The organism is Corallococcus sp. M7, assembly GCF_054512695.1.
In genome coordinates this window covers 2577032-2593043 of sequence record NZ_CM137252.1, presented here as the reverse complement: position 1 = coordinate 2593043, position 16012 = coordinate 2577032, and the positions used below count along the sequence as shown (strand labels likewise).

9 protein-coding genes are annotated in these 16012 nt (G+C 69.5%); 3 read left to right on the top strand and 6 right to left on the bottom strand.

Translation table 11 applies throughout. From position 1 onward, the window contains the following. The first annotated feature begins 22 nt into the window (after nucleotides 1-22). From ACX114_RS10840 to ACX114_RS10830, 3 genes are all read left to right on the top strand, one after another. A complete protein-coding gene (locus ACX114_RS10840; protein WP_459297316.1) occupies nucleotides 23-7219 on the top strand; it encodes an SDR family NAD(P)-dependent oxidoreductase in 7197 nt (2398 codons plus the stop codon). Between the two features lie 25 nt (nucleotides 7220-7244). Then, nucleotides 7245-8318 carry a fatty acid desaturase family protein gene (locus ACX114_RS10835; protein ID WP_459297314.1) on the top strand — a complete coding sequence of 358 codons (1074 nt, stop codon included), beginning with the start codon at nucleotides 7245-7247 and terminating at the stop codon, nucleotides 8316-8318. Between the two features lie 153 nt (nucleotides 8319-8471). Further along, nucleotides 8472-9800, top strand: coding sequence for an FAD-binding oxidoreductase (locus ACX114_RS10830; RefSeq protein WP_459297312.1), 1329 nt, complete (start codon nucleotides 8472-8474; stop codon nucleotides 9798-9800). A gap of 22 nt (nucleotides 9801-9822) precedes the next feature. Here ACX114_RS10830 and ACX114_RS10825 read toward each other — a convergent pair whose 3' ends face one another. The 6 genes from ACX114_RS10825 to ACX114_RS10800 all read right to left on the bottom strand — a co-directional run bounded on the left by ACX114_RS10825 (nucleotide 9823) and on the right by ACX114_RS10800 (nucleotide 15979). Next, nucleotides 9823-10845, bottom strand: a complete 1023-nt coding sequence (locus tag ACX114_RS10825) for a hypothetical protein (RefSeq protein ID WP_459297310.1) — start codon at nucleotides 10843-10845, stop codon at nucleotides 9823-9825. 127 nt (nucleotides 10846-10972) lie between these two features. After that, on the bottom strand, nucleotides 10973-12598 hold the full coding sequence (locus ACX114_RS10820; RefSeq protein WP_459297309.1) for a leucine-rich repeat domain-containing protein: 1626 nt from the start codon (nucleotides 12596-12598) through the stop codon (nucleotides 10973-10975). Nucleotides 12599-12608: 10 nt separating this feature from the next. Further along, on the bottom strand, nucleotides 12609-12974 hold the full coding sequence (locus ACX114_RS10815; RefSeq protein WP_459297307.1) for a DUF6285 domain-containing protein: 366 nt from the start codon (nucleotides 12972-12974) through the stop codon (nucleotides 12609-12611). Continuing rightward, a complete protein-coding gene (locus ACX114_RS10810) occupies nucleotides 12967-13983 on the bottom strand; it encodes a phosphotransferase family protein (protein ID WP_459297305.1) in 1017 nt (338 codons plus the stop codon). The genes ACX114_RS10815 and ACX114_RS10810 overlap by 8 nt, the downstream gene beginning before the upstream one ends. A gap of 2 nt (nucleotides 13984-13985) precedes the next feature. Beyond that, nucleotides 13986-15188, bottom strand: coding sequence for an acyl-CoA dehydrogenase family protein (locus tag ACX114_RS10805; protein ID WP_459297303.1), 1203 nt, complete (start codon nucleotides 15186-15188; stop codon nucleotides 13986-13988). A 17-nt stretch (nucleotides 15189-15205) separates the two neighbouring features. Then, complete coding sequence (locus tag ACX114_RS10800; protein WP_459297301.1) at nucleotides 15206-15979, bottom strand: SDR family NAD(P)-dependent oxidoreductase; 774 nt, start codon at nucleotides 15977-15979, stop codon at nucleotides 15206-15208. Nucleotides 15980-16012: the final 33 nt, after the last annotated feature.

Genomic DNA, 16012 nt, shown 5'->3' with positions numbered 1-16012 from the left:
TCACCTTCCAGGAGCCATCACCATGGACTTCTTCGCCGTCCCGTACGACATCCACTTCGACGACACGATGGCCTACGGGAGCCATCACTTCCTCACCAACTTCAAGTTCCAGTGCGCCGGCCGGGAGCACCTGCTCTTCAGCCCGCACGCGTTCGAGGAGCCCGAGTTCCGGCGCGACTTCGATCAGGTGCTCCTGCTCACCTACGAGGGCTATTCGCGCAACCTCGCCCCGGCGGCGCTGGGGGACCGGCTGATCATCCTGACGTCGCTGGAGGAGCGCGGAGAGGTGTCCCTGCGCTTCTGCTTCCGCACGCTGAAGAGCGACGGAACGCCGGTGGCCTGTGGCTACCAGACCGTGCTCTGCGCGGACCGGCAGGGAGTGCTGCGCGCATTTCCGGCGTCCTTCCAGCGCAGCTTCGAATCGCTGGCGGCACTGCATGAGCCCACGGGACCGAAGAGCTTCCGAGACCTCGCCTTGCAGGGAGGGGCAGGCGTCCAGGCCCTGTTCCCAGAGGCCGTGCGCGAGCTGGCGCGGACGCTGCTGGCGGACACCGTTCCGCGCGGCGTTTCGCGGACGGTTCGCCTTCCCGAGCCGGCGTCCGCGGAGGCCTCGAAGGTGGCGTCAGGCTCCGCGCCGGAGCTCCGGTCATCCGCCGAGACAACCGCTCCGCGCGGCGTTGCGCGGACGGTGCCCCTTCCGGATCCGGTGAGCGTGCCGGCGCTTCAACTGCCGGCCGGTGCGACCGCGTTCCTGTTCGCGGGACAGGGCACGTTCGAGCCCGCGCTCTTCCTCCAGTTGAAGGCGCTCCAGCCGGAGCTGCGTGACGAACTGCTGGCGGTGTCGGAGTCCTGCCGTTCGCAGGGCATCGACGTGGGTCCTCTGCTCGCGGCGGAGGACGTCGCCCAGGTGGGCCGGGCGTTGGACGCGGCGCCGCTGTTGGATCAGCTCGGCATCTTCCTGTCCGGGGTGCTGGGGGCGCGGTGGATGGAGCGGCAGGGCACCCGGCCGGATGTGTTCGTGGGGCACAGCTTCGGGGAGATCGCGGCGATGACCGCGGCCGGAGCCATGGACCTGCGCACGGGCGCGGAGGTGGTGTGCCGCCGCATCCGGGCGCTCCAGACGGTGCCGGACGACCTGGGCACGCTCGCGGCGGTCGCCCTGTCGGAGCCGGAGACCGTCCGGGCCGTGGCGGAGAGTGGGGCCAGGACGCTGGAGATCGCGGGCCGCAATCATTCGCGGCAGACGGTGGTCGCGGGGCCTCGTGAGGAACTGGAGCGGTTGCGCGCGTTCCTGGAGCGGCAGGGTAAGGGCTTCACGTTCATCTCCAGCCGCTACCCGTTCCACCACCCGAGCCTTGCGCCCGCGGTCACCGCGTTCCGAGCGAGCCTCGCGGACCTGGCCGTGCATCCGGCACGTGGGCCCATCTACTCGCCCATCGAGCGGCGGGTGTACGGACGTGGCGGGTCCGAGCTGGCGGGGGCGCTCGCGTCCCACCTGGTGCGTCCCTTCGACTTCCCGGGTGCGGTGGAGACGCTGGTGGGCGCGGGCTGCGCGCGGTTCGTGGACTGCGGCACGGGGGGACGGCTGACGCGCATCGTCCAGCGGATCCTCCCCAAGGACACGTCCGTGGCGCTGACGTCCGTGGACCATTCGCTGCCTGTCGCGCAGGCGGCAGCGCCCATGGCTCCGGCCATCGCGGTGGTGTCGCTGGGCTGCATGCTCCCAGGTGGCGCGAAGGATCCGGAGACGTACTGGCGGAACATCCAGCGGGGCATCAGCGGCATCGTCGACACGGGTGTGAGCCATCCGGACCAGGTCGTGGACTTCGTGGGTCCTGCGGTGACTCCGGACCGCACGTACACGCTGCTCACCGGGCGGGTCCTGGACAGCGACCTCATTGCGCCTCCGGGAGTCACGCCGGAGCGCTTCCAGCGCTATGGCCGTGAGCAGCGGTTGCTGGCCATCGCGCTCAGCCAGGCGATGGAATCCTTGCGGTCCACCGCGCCGCGCGAGTCCAGGCGCATCCAGTGTCTGCTCGGGTCCACCGCGGACGGTTCGCCCGAGTACGACGACGCGCTGTGCGTGGAGGCGGGAGAGGCCCTGCTGCGTGCACGCGGAGAAACGGCGCGAGAGCTGTCCACGCTGATGCGTGAGGCCCTGGGCATCACCGCGACGTCCTCCGAACTGGCACCACACCCCACCCTCCAGGCGGTGGTGACGGACGTGGTGGGCCCGAGCGTGTCCACGGTGCTGCTGGACGCGGCATGTGCCTCTTCGCTCTACGCCATCGCGCTGGGAATGAAGGCACTGGAGCGCCGCGAGGCCGACCTGGTGCTCGCGGGCGGAGTGTTCTCCCCGGGCCCGGGCAACAGCTGCCTGTTCTCCCAGTTCAAGGGGCTCTCCGCGACAGGGAGCCGGCCGTTCGACGAGCGCGCGGATGGCGTCATCTTCGGCGAGGGCGCGGGAGTGGTCGGCCTGATGCGCCTGGAGGATGCCGTCTCCGCGGGGCTGAAGGTCCACGCGGTCATCCGTGGCGCGGGGCTCTCCAGCGACGGGCGCAGCAGCTCCGCCAATGTTCCGCGAGCGGACGGACAGGTGGCCGCGATGGAGGCGTGCTACGCGGCGGCGGGCGTCGAACCTGCGTCCATCCAGTACATCGAAGCGCATGGAACGGCCACGCCGGCCGGAGACACCACGGAGTTGCAGTCGATTGGCCGTGTCTTCGGCGGCAAGCGCAAGGGTCTCCAGCTCGCCAGCGTGAAGGCGTTGATTGGCCACGTCGGCTGGGCCGCGGGTGCGGCATCGGTCATCAAGCTGTGCAAGGCGCTGGAGCACCGGAGCTTCCCGCCGCAGTCCCACTTCGACCGTCCAGGCGCGGGGCTGCGAGCACTCGGGCCGGACTTCGAGGTGAGCACGCGGGAGCAGCCATGGCCTGAGAACGGGGAGCATCCGCGCCGGGCGGCCACGAACGGCTTCGGCTTTGGCGGCACGAATGCGCACCTGGTGTTGGAGGAGTACCGGGGAGGTCCGCTGGCGACACACGCCCGGGCCGTGACTTCTCCGCACGAAGAGCTGGTGGTGGTGGCCGCGGAGGGGATGTTCCCGGAGGTGCGATTCGACGCGAAGGGGATGCGTCTGCCCGCGTCCGTGCGGCTGCTTCCGGACATCACCGAGGACATGGACCTCACGCAGCACCTGGGGCTCATCGTCGCGAGTGACGTCGTGAAGAAGCTCGGGGCGTTCGATTCGCTGCGGACGGGGACGGCCATCGTCCTGGGATTGGAGGGCAAGACCCGCCGGGGCGTGGAGGCCACGCAGCGAGTGATGGCGGACTCCACGAGGCGCAGGCTGCGCGAACACATCCAGCGGGCACCGGACGCCGCGCGGCTCCTGCCACTGGTGGACCGGCTCCACGCGGCGGTGGGCGCGCTGAAGCCGTCCGGGCCGTACACGCTCCAGGGAATGATGCCCAACGTCACGCCGGGGCGGGTGGCGGGGGCGCTCGACACCAAGGGGCCGAACTTCGTGGTGGACGCGGGGGCAGGCACGCTGGCCGCGTCGCTGCGGGCATCAAGGGCCCTGTTGGACAGCGGCTTCGAGCTGGTGCTCGTAGGCAGCGCGCACGTGAAGAGGCCCGGGGAAGCCCCCGCTGCATCCACGCCCGAAGAGGGCATGGCGATGCTGGCGGTGACCACGGCCGCGAAGGCTGAAGCGCGAGGCCTGAAGCCCCTGTGCCATCTGCGGATGTCCGAAGAAGCGGGCTCCAGCGCGGGGCCGGGAGTCACGTTGCCCCCCCACTCCGCCCGGGAAGCACAGGAGGTACTGAGCGCGGTACGGGCCGCCGCTGAAGGGCAGGCCATCACGCTGCGCATCCATCCGGATGCCGCGACCGGAACCCGGCTGGTTCTCCAGCTTCATCCTGGCCTCAGCGCCCGAGCTGGAGCACCGAAGGAACAAACAGAGGCGGCAAGGTCCCCGTCCGCGAACCGCAGCGCCCAGGAGATGTTCGCCACGTCCTCGGCCAAGGCCTCGGTCCCCAGTGCTGAGAATCGAGACCAAGAAGGGGCCGCCCCGGTGGCGGCGAGCCGCACGAACCTGTCGGACAGTCGGACAGGTTTGGAGGACTCCGGCCGGGAGAGGCCCCCCCTTGAGTCGAGTCGCAAAAACCTGTCGGACAGTCGGACAGGTTTGAAGAACCACGGCAGGGAGGAGCTCCCGCTCCAGTCGAGCCAAGGGAACTTGTCCGACAGTCGGACCGGTTTGGCGAACCCTGTTGGCCGGCACGGGCTCCCCCTTGAGCCGGGCCACGGAAACTTGTCCGACAGTCGGACAGGTTTGGAGAGCCACGGCCAGGAGGGGCTCCCGCGCCAGTCGAACCACGGGAACCTGTCGGACAGTCGGACAGGTTTTGAGAGCCACGACCGCGAGGGGCTCCCCCTTCAGCCGAGCCGCGGAAACTTGTCCGACAGTCGGACAGGTTTTGAGCGCCACGACCGCGAGGGGCTCCCCCTTCAGCCGAGCGGCGGAAACTTGTCCGACAGTCGGACAGGTTTGGGCCGCTCCGGTCCGACGGCGGGCGCCTTGGATGTCCGTGGGCCTGGCGCTCCGTTTGCACCAAGCGCCAGGGCTGCGCTCCCCTCGCGTTCCGACCCCGAGTCTTCCGCCAGGGATACCAGTGCCGTGCAAACACGGGCCAGTGCGGGTCGTTCGGATGCGGGACATTCGCCGTCAGCCTCCGCTCCCATCCCGGAGGCCGCTGACGGCTTCGACCACTCGGCGCCCATCCGCTACCACGCGCCTGTGCTCGTCGAGCGTCCGGCCCTGACGACCGGAGCGTCGCAGCTGCGTGGCCAGCGGGTGCTGTTCATCGCTCAAGACGAGGCCGTGGCCCGTGAGCTTTCGGCCCTGGCACACGACGTCTGCGGCCCTGAGTTCCGCATCCTCCACGCCGGCGCATCCGATGCGGGCGCGCGGATCCATGGCATCGACCTGACACAGGAGGAGACCGCGGAGGCGGGCCTGGATTCGCTGGGCTTCGCGCCTCAGGTCATCGTCGCGGTGTGCCGGATGCCCTCGAAGGAGAGCGAGTCCTCCGTCGTCGCGGACACGGCCCTTCGCCACGAGGCGCTGGAGCTGCTCTTCCTATCCGCCCGCCGCGCCTATGAGGGTCTGTCCTCCGGCACCGTGACGCTCGCGAGCCTGTGCGTCGGCGGCGTCGGTGCGCGCCGGACGCTGCACCCTGTCACCGGCCTCTTCGCCGGCCTGCTCAAGTCCCTGGGCCGCGAAGTCCCTGCGCGTGGCATCCGTGCCATCGCCACGGGTCCGCTTCCGCTCCGCACGGCGCTCGACCATGTCGCTTCCGAACTGGGCACCGGTGACGACACCTCGCCCGTGGAGGTCTGCTTCGACGGAGCCGTCCGCTGCGTCCGGCTGCTCCAGCCCACGGACGTCCCGGCACGGCCCGCCGTCACGCTCGACTCCCGCTCGGTGGTCCTGCTCACGGGCGGTGGACGCGGCGTGACGGCCGTCCTCGCCGGAGCGCTGCTCAAGCGGTACGGCTGCAAGGTCATCCTCCTGGGCCGCAGCGACCCTTCCGATGCTCCCGAGCGCGTGCTCCAGGCGCGCGACGAGGAACTGGGCACCGTGGAGCGCGAGTTCTACGCATCCGAGCTCGCCCGTGACAACACGGTGCGCATGCCCGCGCTGCGTGCACGCTTCGAGCGTCACCTGGCCGTGCGTGAGCTGCGGGCCACGCTCGATGGACTCATGCGGCTTCCCGGTCAGATGACCTACCGCGCCGCGGACGTCACGCGTCCCGAGGACGTGGACCGCGTGGTGGAGGAGCTGATCCGCGAACACGGGCGGCTCGACCTGGTGGTCCATGGCGCGGGCACGCAGGTCTCCAAGAAGCTCCACCGCCGCCGGCTCACGGAGCTCCGGAGCACGCTGGACACCAAGCTGCTGGGGCTGCGCAACCTGCGCGAGGCCTGCGCTCGCCGCCTTACGGCTCCCGTGCCCTTCCATGTCCTGACCTCCGCGTTCAGCTACATCGGCAACGACGGACAGGCGGACTACGGCGCGGCGAACGAAGCGCTGGACCGGCTCTGCGCCTGGGTCAGCGACGCGCGCCAGGACGTGCAGTGGTGCAGCGTGGGCTGGCTCGCCTGGGACGGCATCGGCATGACGCGCGGTTCGGAGTACCGCGTGCTCGGAGCCAGCCGCCGCCTGCGCGGCATCCGCGCGGATGAGGGCGAGGCGCTCTTCCTCCAGTTGGTGGACGGACAGCCCGTCCAGCCCATCAACGTCCAGCTCACGGAGAGCGAGCGCGGCTTCTACGGCCTGGAGGTGCTCGCCCCGCCCTCGCCTACTCCGGAACCGCCGCGTCCCACGCGGAGGGACCTCACCGTCGACGCGGCGAGCGTCCCATGCCTGGAGGACCACCTCGTCCGAGGCACGCCCACCCTGCCCGGCGCCTGGGCCCTGGACCTGATGTTCCAGGCGGCCCTGGACGACACGCGCCCCGAGCTGCGCACCGTCACCATCGAGGACGTGCGCTTCTCCCGCTTCATCCGCGTGAAGCCCGGAGGCCAGCAGTCCCTGCGCGCCGAGTGCACTCCCCTCACCGATGCCCCGGGACAGCACAGCGTGCAGGTGAAGCTCACCGGCGACATCGTCCATGCCTCCGGCGTGGTGCTGGAGAAAGACCTCGTCTACGCCGAGGCCCGCTTCACGCTGACGGCCGAACCACCTCGGCCCCCGCCCCGGCTGGAGGCGGCCCGCGCCTCGGGCCATGGCATGCCCGTGCACGACCCGCACTGCGCCTCGGGCTCGCCCATCGAGCTGCGCAGGATGTTCGACTGCCTGGAGGAGATCCGCCTGGAGCAGGACGCGCGCTTCGCGAAGCTCGGGCTGCCGGAGGTGCCACTGCAAGCGGGCCACGGCGTGCCGGCGCTCGTGCTGGACGCGGCCCTGCGCCTGAGCGCGATGCACGTGGAGGGCGTGTCCAATGACGTGTTCGCTCCCGTGGGCGTCCAGCGGGCCACGTTCGACCGGGACCTGGTGGCGCATGACGCCAGGGCTCCTCGCCGCCTCACGCTGAAGTCGCTCGCGCCTCGCGTGGAGGGCGACCTGCTCCAGTGCGGCACCGTGGCGGCCCATGACGAAGCCGGCCGCCTGCGGATGCTCGTCGAAGGCGGCATCGCCCGCCCCATGGCTTGAACCCCTTTCCGCTCAGGCAACCGCCATGACCGACCTCTCTTCGTCCCTTCCCCTGCCCCCGGATGACGCCAAGCGGCTCCGCTCGGAGCTGCGCCGCTTGCTGCCCCCGGAGGCCTTCGAACGACAACCCCTGCGCGGCATCGTCGCGCTGTGCCTGGTGCCCGTGGAGGCGGCGCTCATCTGGGTGCTCGGCACGTGGACGCTGCCCCACTGGGCGTGTCTGCTCATCGCCTTCGTGCTGGGCCAGCTCGTCACCGCCGTGGGGCTCGCCGCGCATGAAGCCCTGCACCACTCGGTGTTCCACGGCCGCAAGTGGGAGAGCCTGCTGGGCTGGGTGGGCTTCGCGCCCTTCCTGGTGACGCCGGGCAACTGGAGGGCCTGGCACGTCCAGGCCCACCACAGCGCCGCCAATGTCCTCGTGCGCGACCCCGACATCCTCCCGCGCAGGACGGACTGGCACACCCAGGGGTTCGCGAAGCTGTTCCACGCCATGTCCCCCGGCTCCGGACACTGGCTGAGCTTCATCAGCTTCAGCGTCTTCTTCACCGCGCAGGGCCAGGCCTTCCTGTGGCATCACTGCCGGCTGCCGGCGTTCCAGCACGTGCACATGCACCGGACCCGGGAGCGGGTGCTCACGGTGCTCGTCACCGCGGGTTGGGTGGGGCTCGGGTGGGCCCTGGGGCCTCGCGCGGCGTTCTACGCGCTGGTGCTCCCGCTGCTCATCGGGAACGTCACGCTGATGATCTACATCGCCACCAACCACTGGATGCAGCCCGCGGCGGAGGAGACGGACAACCCCTTCGTGAACACCGCCAGCGTGGAGACCCACCCGCTGATGAACTGGATGCACTTCAACTTCAGCTACCACCAGGAGCATCATATCTTCCCAGCGCAGAGCCCGAAGTACGCCCCCCTGCTGCGCAAGCACCTGCGCGAGCTGAGCCCCCGGGCATCCATCGTCTACCCGCACCTGCACGCCCTGCGCACATTGTACCGGCGTCCAGCGCTCTACTCCGAGGATGGGCAATCCCTGATGGGCCGGGACGGTACGCCAGAAGTGAGCACCACCGAGCTGCGCCGCCGGCTCGAAGCCACCTGAGCCGTCCCCTTTGCCCGGACGCCCGCCCGGTGGGTGGGCGTCCGGGTTGGCCCCGCTCCGACAGGTGAGGGCTCACCACGCGCCGCGGCATCCCCACCCTTCCCCCAACGGAGGAGCTGGATGCTCACGGAGTCAGTCACAGGCGGTCCCCGGGTGGATCTCCCCTCACAGGCCAGGGCGCTTCACGAAGCCAAGGTCGAAGCCATCAGCCAGCAGTTGCGTCAGCGCAAGGGCAAGGGCCCTGCGTCCTTCAAGAAGAAGTCCCCACCCCACAGCGTCCCCAAGCGGTTCGATGCGCGGCGCCGCGACGAGAAGGTGGACCTGGGAGACCTGGACGCCATCCTCGACATCGACCCCGTGGGGATGACCTGCACCGCCGAGCCCGCGGTCACCTTCGACGAGGTCGTCCGAGCGACGCTGCCGCACGGGCTCATCCCGTTCATCGTCCCCGAGCACAAGACCATCACGCTCGGGGGCGCCATCGCGGGGTGCTCCATCGAGTCCATGTCCTTCCGCCAGGGCGGCTTCCACGACACGTGTCTGGAGTACGAGGTCATCACCGCCAAGGGAGACGTGCTGAGCTGCTCTCCGACGGAGGAGCCGCTCCTCTTCCAGATGATGCACGGCTCATTCGGGACGCTGGGCATCCTGTCCAGGGTGCGCTTCAAGCTCACGCGCTGCGCACCCTACGTGCGGGTGACGAACGAGACGCACTCGACGCTGGAGTCCTTCCAGGAGGGCATCTGGCACCACTTCCAGGAGCCGGGCGCGGACTACCTGGACGGGCAGATCTTCTCTCCCACGAAGCACGTGCTGTGCGTGGGCCACTTCGTGGACCGGGCGCCGTACGTGAACCGCTACGACTGGCTCACCGCGTACTGCGAGAGCATCCCGCGCCGGAGCGAGGACTACCTCACGACGTACGACTACCTCTTCCGCTACAACCGGGGCGTCACGCACGTCAGACCGAAGAACCTCCTCGCGAGGGCGCTGTTCGGCAGGCTCATCCACTCCGACAGCGTGCTGAGGACCGCCAACCGCTTCACGCAGCTGCTGCCGAAGAAGGACCCGCCGGTCATCGTGGACGTGTTCGTCCCCTTCTCGCGCACGGCCGCGTTCATGGACTGGTACCACCGCGAGATGCGGCACTACCCCGTCTGGTGCGTGCCCTTCCGGCGGACGCGGGACTACGAGTGGCTGACGCCCCAGTGGTGGTCCGGGATGAAGGACCCGCTGTTCCTGGACCTGGCCGTGTACGGCATGCCGCAGCCTCCTGGGCGCAACGTCTACAAGGAGCTGGAGGACGAGCTCCAGCGCGTCAACGGCACCAAGACGCTCATCTCCTACAACTACTACGACGAGGAGACCTTCTGGAGCATCTGGAACCGCGAGACGTACCAGGCCGTGAAGCAGCGCACGGACCCGGACAACCTCTTCCGGGACCTGTATGTGAAGACGTGCAAGGCGGCGCTCGGCCTTTGAGTCAGCGCGGGCTGGATGGCCCTCAGCCGATCTCCGTGCGCAGGTTCAGCGGACCGGCCGGAACGCCCACGTCGTGGAGCGCGGGGTCGTCCTTCTCCGTCTGCCAGGCGTTGGCCTCCGTCACGGTCTTGCCGGTCGCCTCGTTGGTGATGGACATCTTGCCGTTGTGGCCCGCGGGGGAAATCTGGCTCGTGTCGAAGCCGCTCCAGCCCGTGCCGGAGTTGGCGAACGTGGCCTCGCCCCAGGTCTGACCGGAGTTCGCGCCGGGCTTCGCCGTGCCGTCCTTCGACGCGGCCCACGCCACGCTGGTGTTGCTGTCGAACGCCACCACCTGCGACTGGCCGGGCTGGAGCGTGAACGTCTTGGGCGTGCTCTTGTCGAAGTTCTGCCCGTCGTTCGGGTTGCCGTTCTCGCCCGTCTTGTTCCAGAGCGTGATGGTCCGCGGCTCGTTCGTCTTGTTGGTGAAGGTGTTCGTGTACTTGAACTGGCCCTTCTGGCTCTCGTCGATGAGCTGCATGTTGCTGTTGTAGGGCGACCCGACGTTGTTCTTCGCGAGCCACGGCGCGTTCGCGGGAGCGGGCTCCGTGGAGCCGGCGGACGGCGGACCGAAGCCGGGGCCCGCATCACTGTTGTACGTGGGGTGCGCCGGAGCAGCCCCGCTGGAAGCCGCCGGAGCCTCGAAGGCGGAGGGCGCGGGAGCCGCCTGCTGCGCCGGAGCCGCACCGCCCACGCCGCCCACCGCGGACGCGGCACCCTCGGCGCCCTGGCCCAGCGCCGCGGGCGACTGCGTCTGGAGCATCTTCACCAACTGCGTGAGCTGGGCCACGACCTCCGACAGCTGCTTCTGGAAGTCCCCGGAGGCGCCGCCCAGCCGGCTCGGCCCCGCCTCGAAGGAGTCGGCCATGAACATCCGGCGCAGGTCGTTGCGAGGCTGCTGCGCCTGGGAGCCCTCCACTCCCTGAGTCGGCGCGGCGGCCGGCTTGAGCTGGGAGATGCTCGAGGAAGGCTGGAAGGAGGACGCGCGGTTCAGGGAGGAGATGGACATGCCGGGGCCCAAGAGCAGGACGCATGCCATCCCCCGGCCCCCGTGAAATCAGTCACTTGGGCCGAGCACGCCCCGCCCATCGCGATGACGCCATTCACCAGTTGATGTCTGGCGTCACCAGGGGGCTTCAGCCAGCGAGGGCCGCGAAGACGTCCCGCAGGCCCGCGATGAGCGCGTCGCCGGGATACGGCTCGCCCAGCGGCCCCAGCGCGTCGCGCAGCGCTCCGAAGAGCGCGTGGACGTGCCGGGGCTTGTCGCCGTCCCAGTTCAGGTGCCGGGCGATCTCCTGGCTCTGCACCCGGAACTTCGCCAGCGACGCTTCGTAGGGCGCCGCCGTGGGGATGTTGATGCGCAAGAGCAGCGCCAGCAGCGCGAGGAGCTCCGCGAAGTCGTAGCGGTCCGTCTTCGCGTCGTAGAAGGACTCCAGGCGCACGGTCTCCGGCTTGAACCAGTAGCCGATATAGGCCGCCGCCTTCTCGCGGCTGCGCTCCACGTCCAGTTGGAGCTGGGCGTGCAGCTCCGGATCCACCTGCGTCACCAGCGACCTGAGGACCGTAGCCTTGCTCAAGGCCGTGCTGTCGAAACGCCGCGCCGGCAGCGTGCGCAGCGGAGTTCCCTCGAAGGTGAGCACCTCCAGCTTCGGCAGCCGCGTGAGGACCTCCGGGAAGTCGAACATGAGCTTCACCTGCCGCCAGCTCCCAAAGGCCCGCCGGACGTAGGCGTAGGGGTTGTTGATCAGGTTCACCCTGCGCAATTCGACACATCCGGCCAATGACTCCGGCAGCCGCCAGAGGCAGTTGTACTCCACGTTCAGGTCCCGCAGCTTCTTGAGCTCGCCGATGGACTCCGGCAGCTCCAGCAGACCGTTGCTGCTCAGGTCCAACTCTCTCAGCTCCGTGAGCTGCCCCAGCGCCTCCGGGAGCACGCGGAGCTCATTGCGGCGCAGGTTGAGCTTCTCCAACTTGCGGAACAGGAAGAGCTCCTCCGGCAGGGACGTGAGCCCCTTGTCCTCCAGCGTCAGGCTCTTGACCTTGTCGGGCTCCGCGAGCTTCTTCGCGACGAGCTGACGGAACGCCTCCCGGATGCTGGTGAACGCGTCGCGGGCAACGGGCTTGCCCGCCGCCAGCCGGGCTCGCACCTTCTCCAGATCGACGCGGCCGTCCCTCACCACCGCCGGGACGAAGACGCCCTTCCCTTCGTAGGGGTCCTTCACGTCCTCCACCCCGCCGGCCACCTTGAACACCTTCGAGTCCTGGCCCAGGTAGCGATGCGCATCCACGGCACCCGACCCACTGAAGGCGTAATGCGAGGCGATCGTGCGGGCCTTGAGGTTGCCGCCCACGAAGACGCTGCCGTGGTTGTAGACCGCCACCAGGTCTTCGGTCGTCACGTCGCCGGTGACGTGGAGCCGGGCACCGCCAATGGCGATGCGCTTCGCGACGAGGTTGCCGTGCACCTGGAGGAACGGTCCGAAGTCGTTCTCCCAGTTGAGCACGCAGCCTTCGACGGTGAGGTCGCCTCGCACGATGAGGCCGGTGAACGGAGGCGCGTCCTCGTCATCCTGCGCGAAGATTCCCTGGTGGAAGTCCAGCCCCAGGTCGTGGGGCATGACGACATTCCCGGTGAGGACGAGCACGAGGTCCGAGTCATCCTCGCGATTGCCGGGGGCCTTCACCTCGTCGCGAACCTGGGACCAGGTGAGGATTTCAAAGGGCAGGTCGACGGCGGGAGACTTGGACGCCTTCTTCTTCATGGCCCGACCTCTACCCCAACCGGTCGGACGGCGGCAGTGCCTTCGGTGCGCTCTCCCTCACCCGCTGAATCGTGGAGTCCCAGAGCAGCGACCAGGCCTCGCGGTTCTCGTCGAACCCGCCCTGGCGGATCCGCGCCGCCAGCTCGCGGTTCAGCTCCGCGAGCTCTCCTTCGCGGTGGAGCAATGCCACAAGCGCCCTGCCCTCCTCCCGCTGGGGCTCCTCACCCGCGCGCAGTTGTCGCTCGGCGATGCCCATCGCGTTGGCGATCATCCGCGCCGCGTAGACCTTGTCCTCCGGCAGCCCGGGCAGCAGCTCCCGGAGCAGCACCTCGCGGGCAATCGCCAGCAGCGCGGCCCCGTCCGGCTGTTCACGCATTCCGTCCTCCCGTCATCGAAAGAAGTTCCAGCTCCAGCTCCGGCACGACATGCGCTGTCAGCGCCAGCTCCAGCGAGGGCTCCCGTCCGGACACATGGCGCTCCCCCTGTTGCACGGCGATGACCGCCCAACGCGCGTGGGCGAAGACCTCCCAGTACCGCACCGCCTCCCAGTCCAACCGGCGTCCGCTCACGCGCGCATAGCCCCGCGCCAACGCCTCACGGGAGCCGATGCCGCCCGCCTCCTTGTCGAGCTGGCCGAAGCGCCAGCACCGCGCGCAGAACCACCCGATGTCCTCCAGCGGGTCCGACCACGCCGCGAACTCCCAATCCAGCACGGCCGTGAGGCCGGCCTCGTCCAGCATGTAATTGCCGGTGCGGAAATCCCGGTGTGTCAGCACCAGCTCCTGCGTCCGCGGCGCATGACGCTCCAGCCAGCGGATGCCCCACTCCAGCGCGGGGAACGCCGTGTGGTGGCCGTCCAGGAAGGATTGGAACTCCTTCACGCCCCGCAGCGCGGGCGACAGCGCCGGCACCGGGAGGAATGACAAGGCCTCCACGGGAGGGCGGATGGCATGCAGCCGCGCAAGCTCCTCGCCCAGCCGTTCGGTCAGCGCCTCGCGGTCTCCGCCCAGCCCCAGGTCCTTCACGACGCGATGCCCGGCGGCGGTCCCCCGGGCCTTGCGCATCACGAAGAACGCGCGCCCGAACACGGAAGCATCTCCCAGCCACAGCGGCTCCGGCACCGTCACGCCCGCCCGGAAGGCCTCTCGCAGCAGGGCGAACTCCTGGGCACGGCCGTGCGACACGGAGACGCCCGACGCCGCGTCGGAGCGCAGCACGCACTCCAGCACGCCGTCATGCGGCCCTCCGCTCACCACCGCCGTCAGCAGCCAGTTCTCCTGGATAGCGCCCCCGGAGAGCAGGCGCGCATCGCGGAGCCGTACCTCGCGGGACTCCGCCTTCGTGGCCAGGAAGGACTCCAGCGCGCGCCTGTGTTCCTCGCGCATCGTCATTCCACGCCCCACCGGAAGAAGTCCGCGCCCTCCGCCAGGTACGCACGCGACAGCACCATCTTGTGGATCTCACTGGCCCCATCCACCAGCCGCGCCTGCCGCGCGTACCGGTAGATCCACTCGACGATCGTGTCCTTGGAGTAGCCCCGCGCGCCCATCAGCTGGATGGCCGTGTCCGCGGCCTTGTGCAGTGCATCCGCCACGTGGATCTTCGCGATGGAGATGTCCGTGCGCGCGAAGTCCCCCTGGTCCAGCTTCCAGGCGGCGCTCATGGTCAGCAGCCGCCCGATGTGGATGTCCTTGGCCGCGTCGCCCAGCATCCACTGCACGCCCTCGTGCCGGGCCAGGGTCTCCCCGAAGCTCATCCGCCGTGAAACGTAACCGCCCGCCTCCTCCAGGCACCGCTTCGCCAGTCCCAGCCAGCGCATGCAGTGCGTGAGGCGCGCCGTGCCCAGGCGGATCTGCGTCACCTTGAGGCCATCCCCCACGCCCAGCAGGCGCTGCTCATCCGGGATGCGCAGCCCCTCGAAGACGAGCTCGCAATGGCCGCCGTGCTCCTCGGGGCCCATGATGGGAATGCGCCGCTCGATGCGCCATCCCGGCTGGCTGGCATCGAAGAGGAACGCGGTCAGCCCCTTGCGCTCATCGTCGGAGGTGCGAGCCACCACGATGAAGTGCTGCGCTCCCTGCGCGCCGGTGATGAACCACTTGCGGCCCGTGAGCACCCACTCATCGCCCTGCTTCTCCGCCCGCGTATAGGTGAGGGACGGGTCGGAGCCGCAGCCGTCGGGCTCCGTCATCGCGAAGGCGGAGCGCACCCGGCCGTCGATGATGGGCTGCAACCAGCGCTGCTTGAGCGCCTCCGTCGCGAGCACCTTCTCCAGGACGATCATGTTCCCGTCATCCGGAGGCGCGGCGTTGAACATCACGGGCCCGAAGGGCGAACGGGCGGCCTCCTCGTAACAGGCCGCCATGCCCACCACGCCCAGGCCCTGCCCTCCGCGCGCCTTCGGCATCTGGAAGGCCCAGAGCCCCTGCGCGCGGGCCACCTCACGCACCCGAGCCACCACCTCCTCGCGGAGGTTCTCGTGCGCGTCGAACGCGTCCGGCTGCTTCTCCAGCGGGAGCACGTGCGTGGCCACGAACTCACGCACGCGCAGCCGGTACGCTTCGATTTCAGGGGAGAGAGAGAAGTCCATCAGGGGCTCCTGGAGCACTACAGGGTCGAGCAGAGGTGGCCACCATCCACCTCGATGACAGAACCACTCATGTAGCTGCCGGCCTCCGACGCCAGCAGCAGCAACGGGCCGTCCAGCTCCCGCATGTGGCCGAGCCGCCGGAAGGGAATGCGAGCGAGCAGCTTCTGGCCCGCGTCCCTCCCGAAGAAGTCACGGTTGAAGTCCGTCTCGATGTAGCCGGGAGCCAGCGCGTTCACGCGGATCCGGTGCCGCGCCAGCTCCAACGCCATGGCCTTGGTCAGGTGGATCAACCCGGCCTTGGAGGCGGAGTACGGCGCCACGCCACCGGCCACCCGCAACCCCAGGATGGACGCGATGTGGATGATGCTGCCCGGTGAGCCCTGCTCCACCAGCCGCCGCGCCACGGTCCTCGACACGAGATACGCCCCCTTGAGGTTCGTATCGATGACCGTGTCCCAGTCCGCCTCCTCCACCTGGAGGAAGAAGCCCTCGCCGGACACGCCCGCGTTGTTGACGAGCACGTCCAGCACTCCCCCCGTGAGCGCCTCCGCCTCGGCCACGGCCTCCTGCACGGAGGCCGCGAGCGTCACGTCCATGGACACCGCGTGGGCGCGCAGCCCCAGCTCCCGCAGGCGCGCCACCTCCGCCGCCAGCCGGTCCGCGCGGCGCGCCGCCAACACCACCTCCGCTCCCGCCCGCGCCAGCACCTCGGCGAAGTGCAAACCCAACCCTCCGGAGGCGCCCGTCACCAGCGCACGGCGTCCCTCCAGACCCAACGCAACCACACTCATGAACCGGCTCCAGGGCAGGCAATCGATGACGCG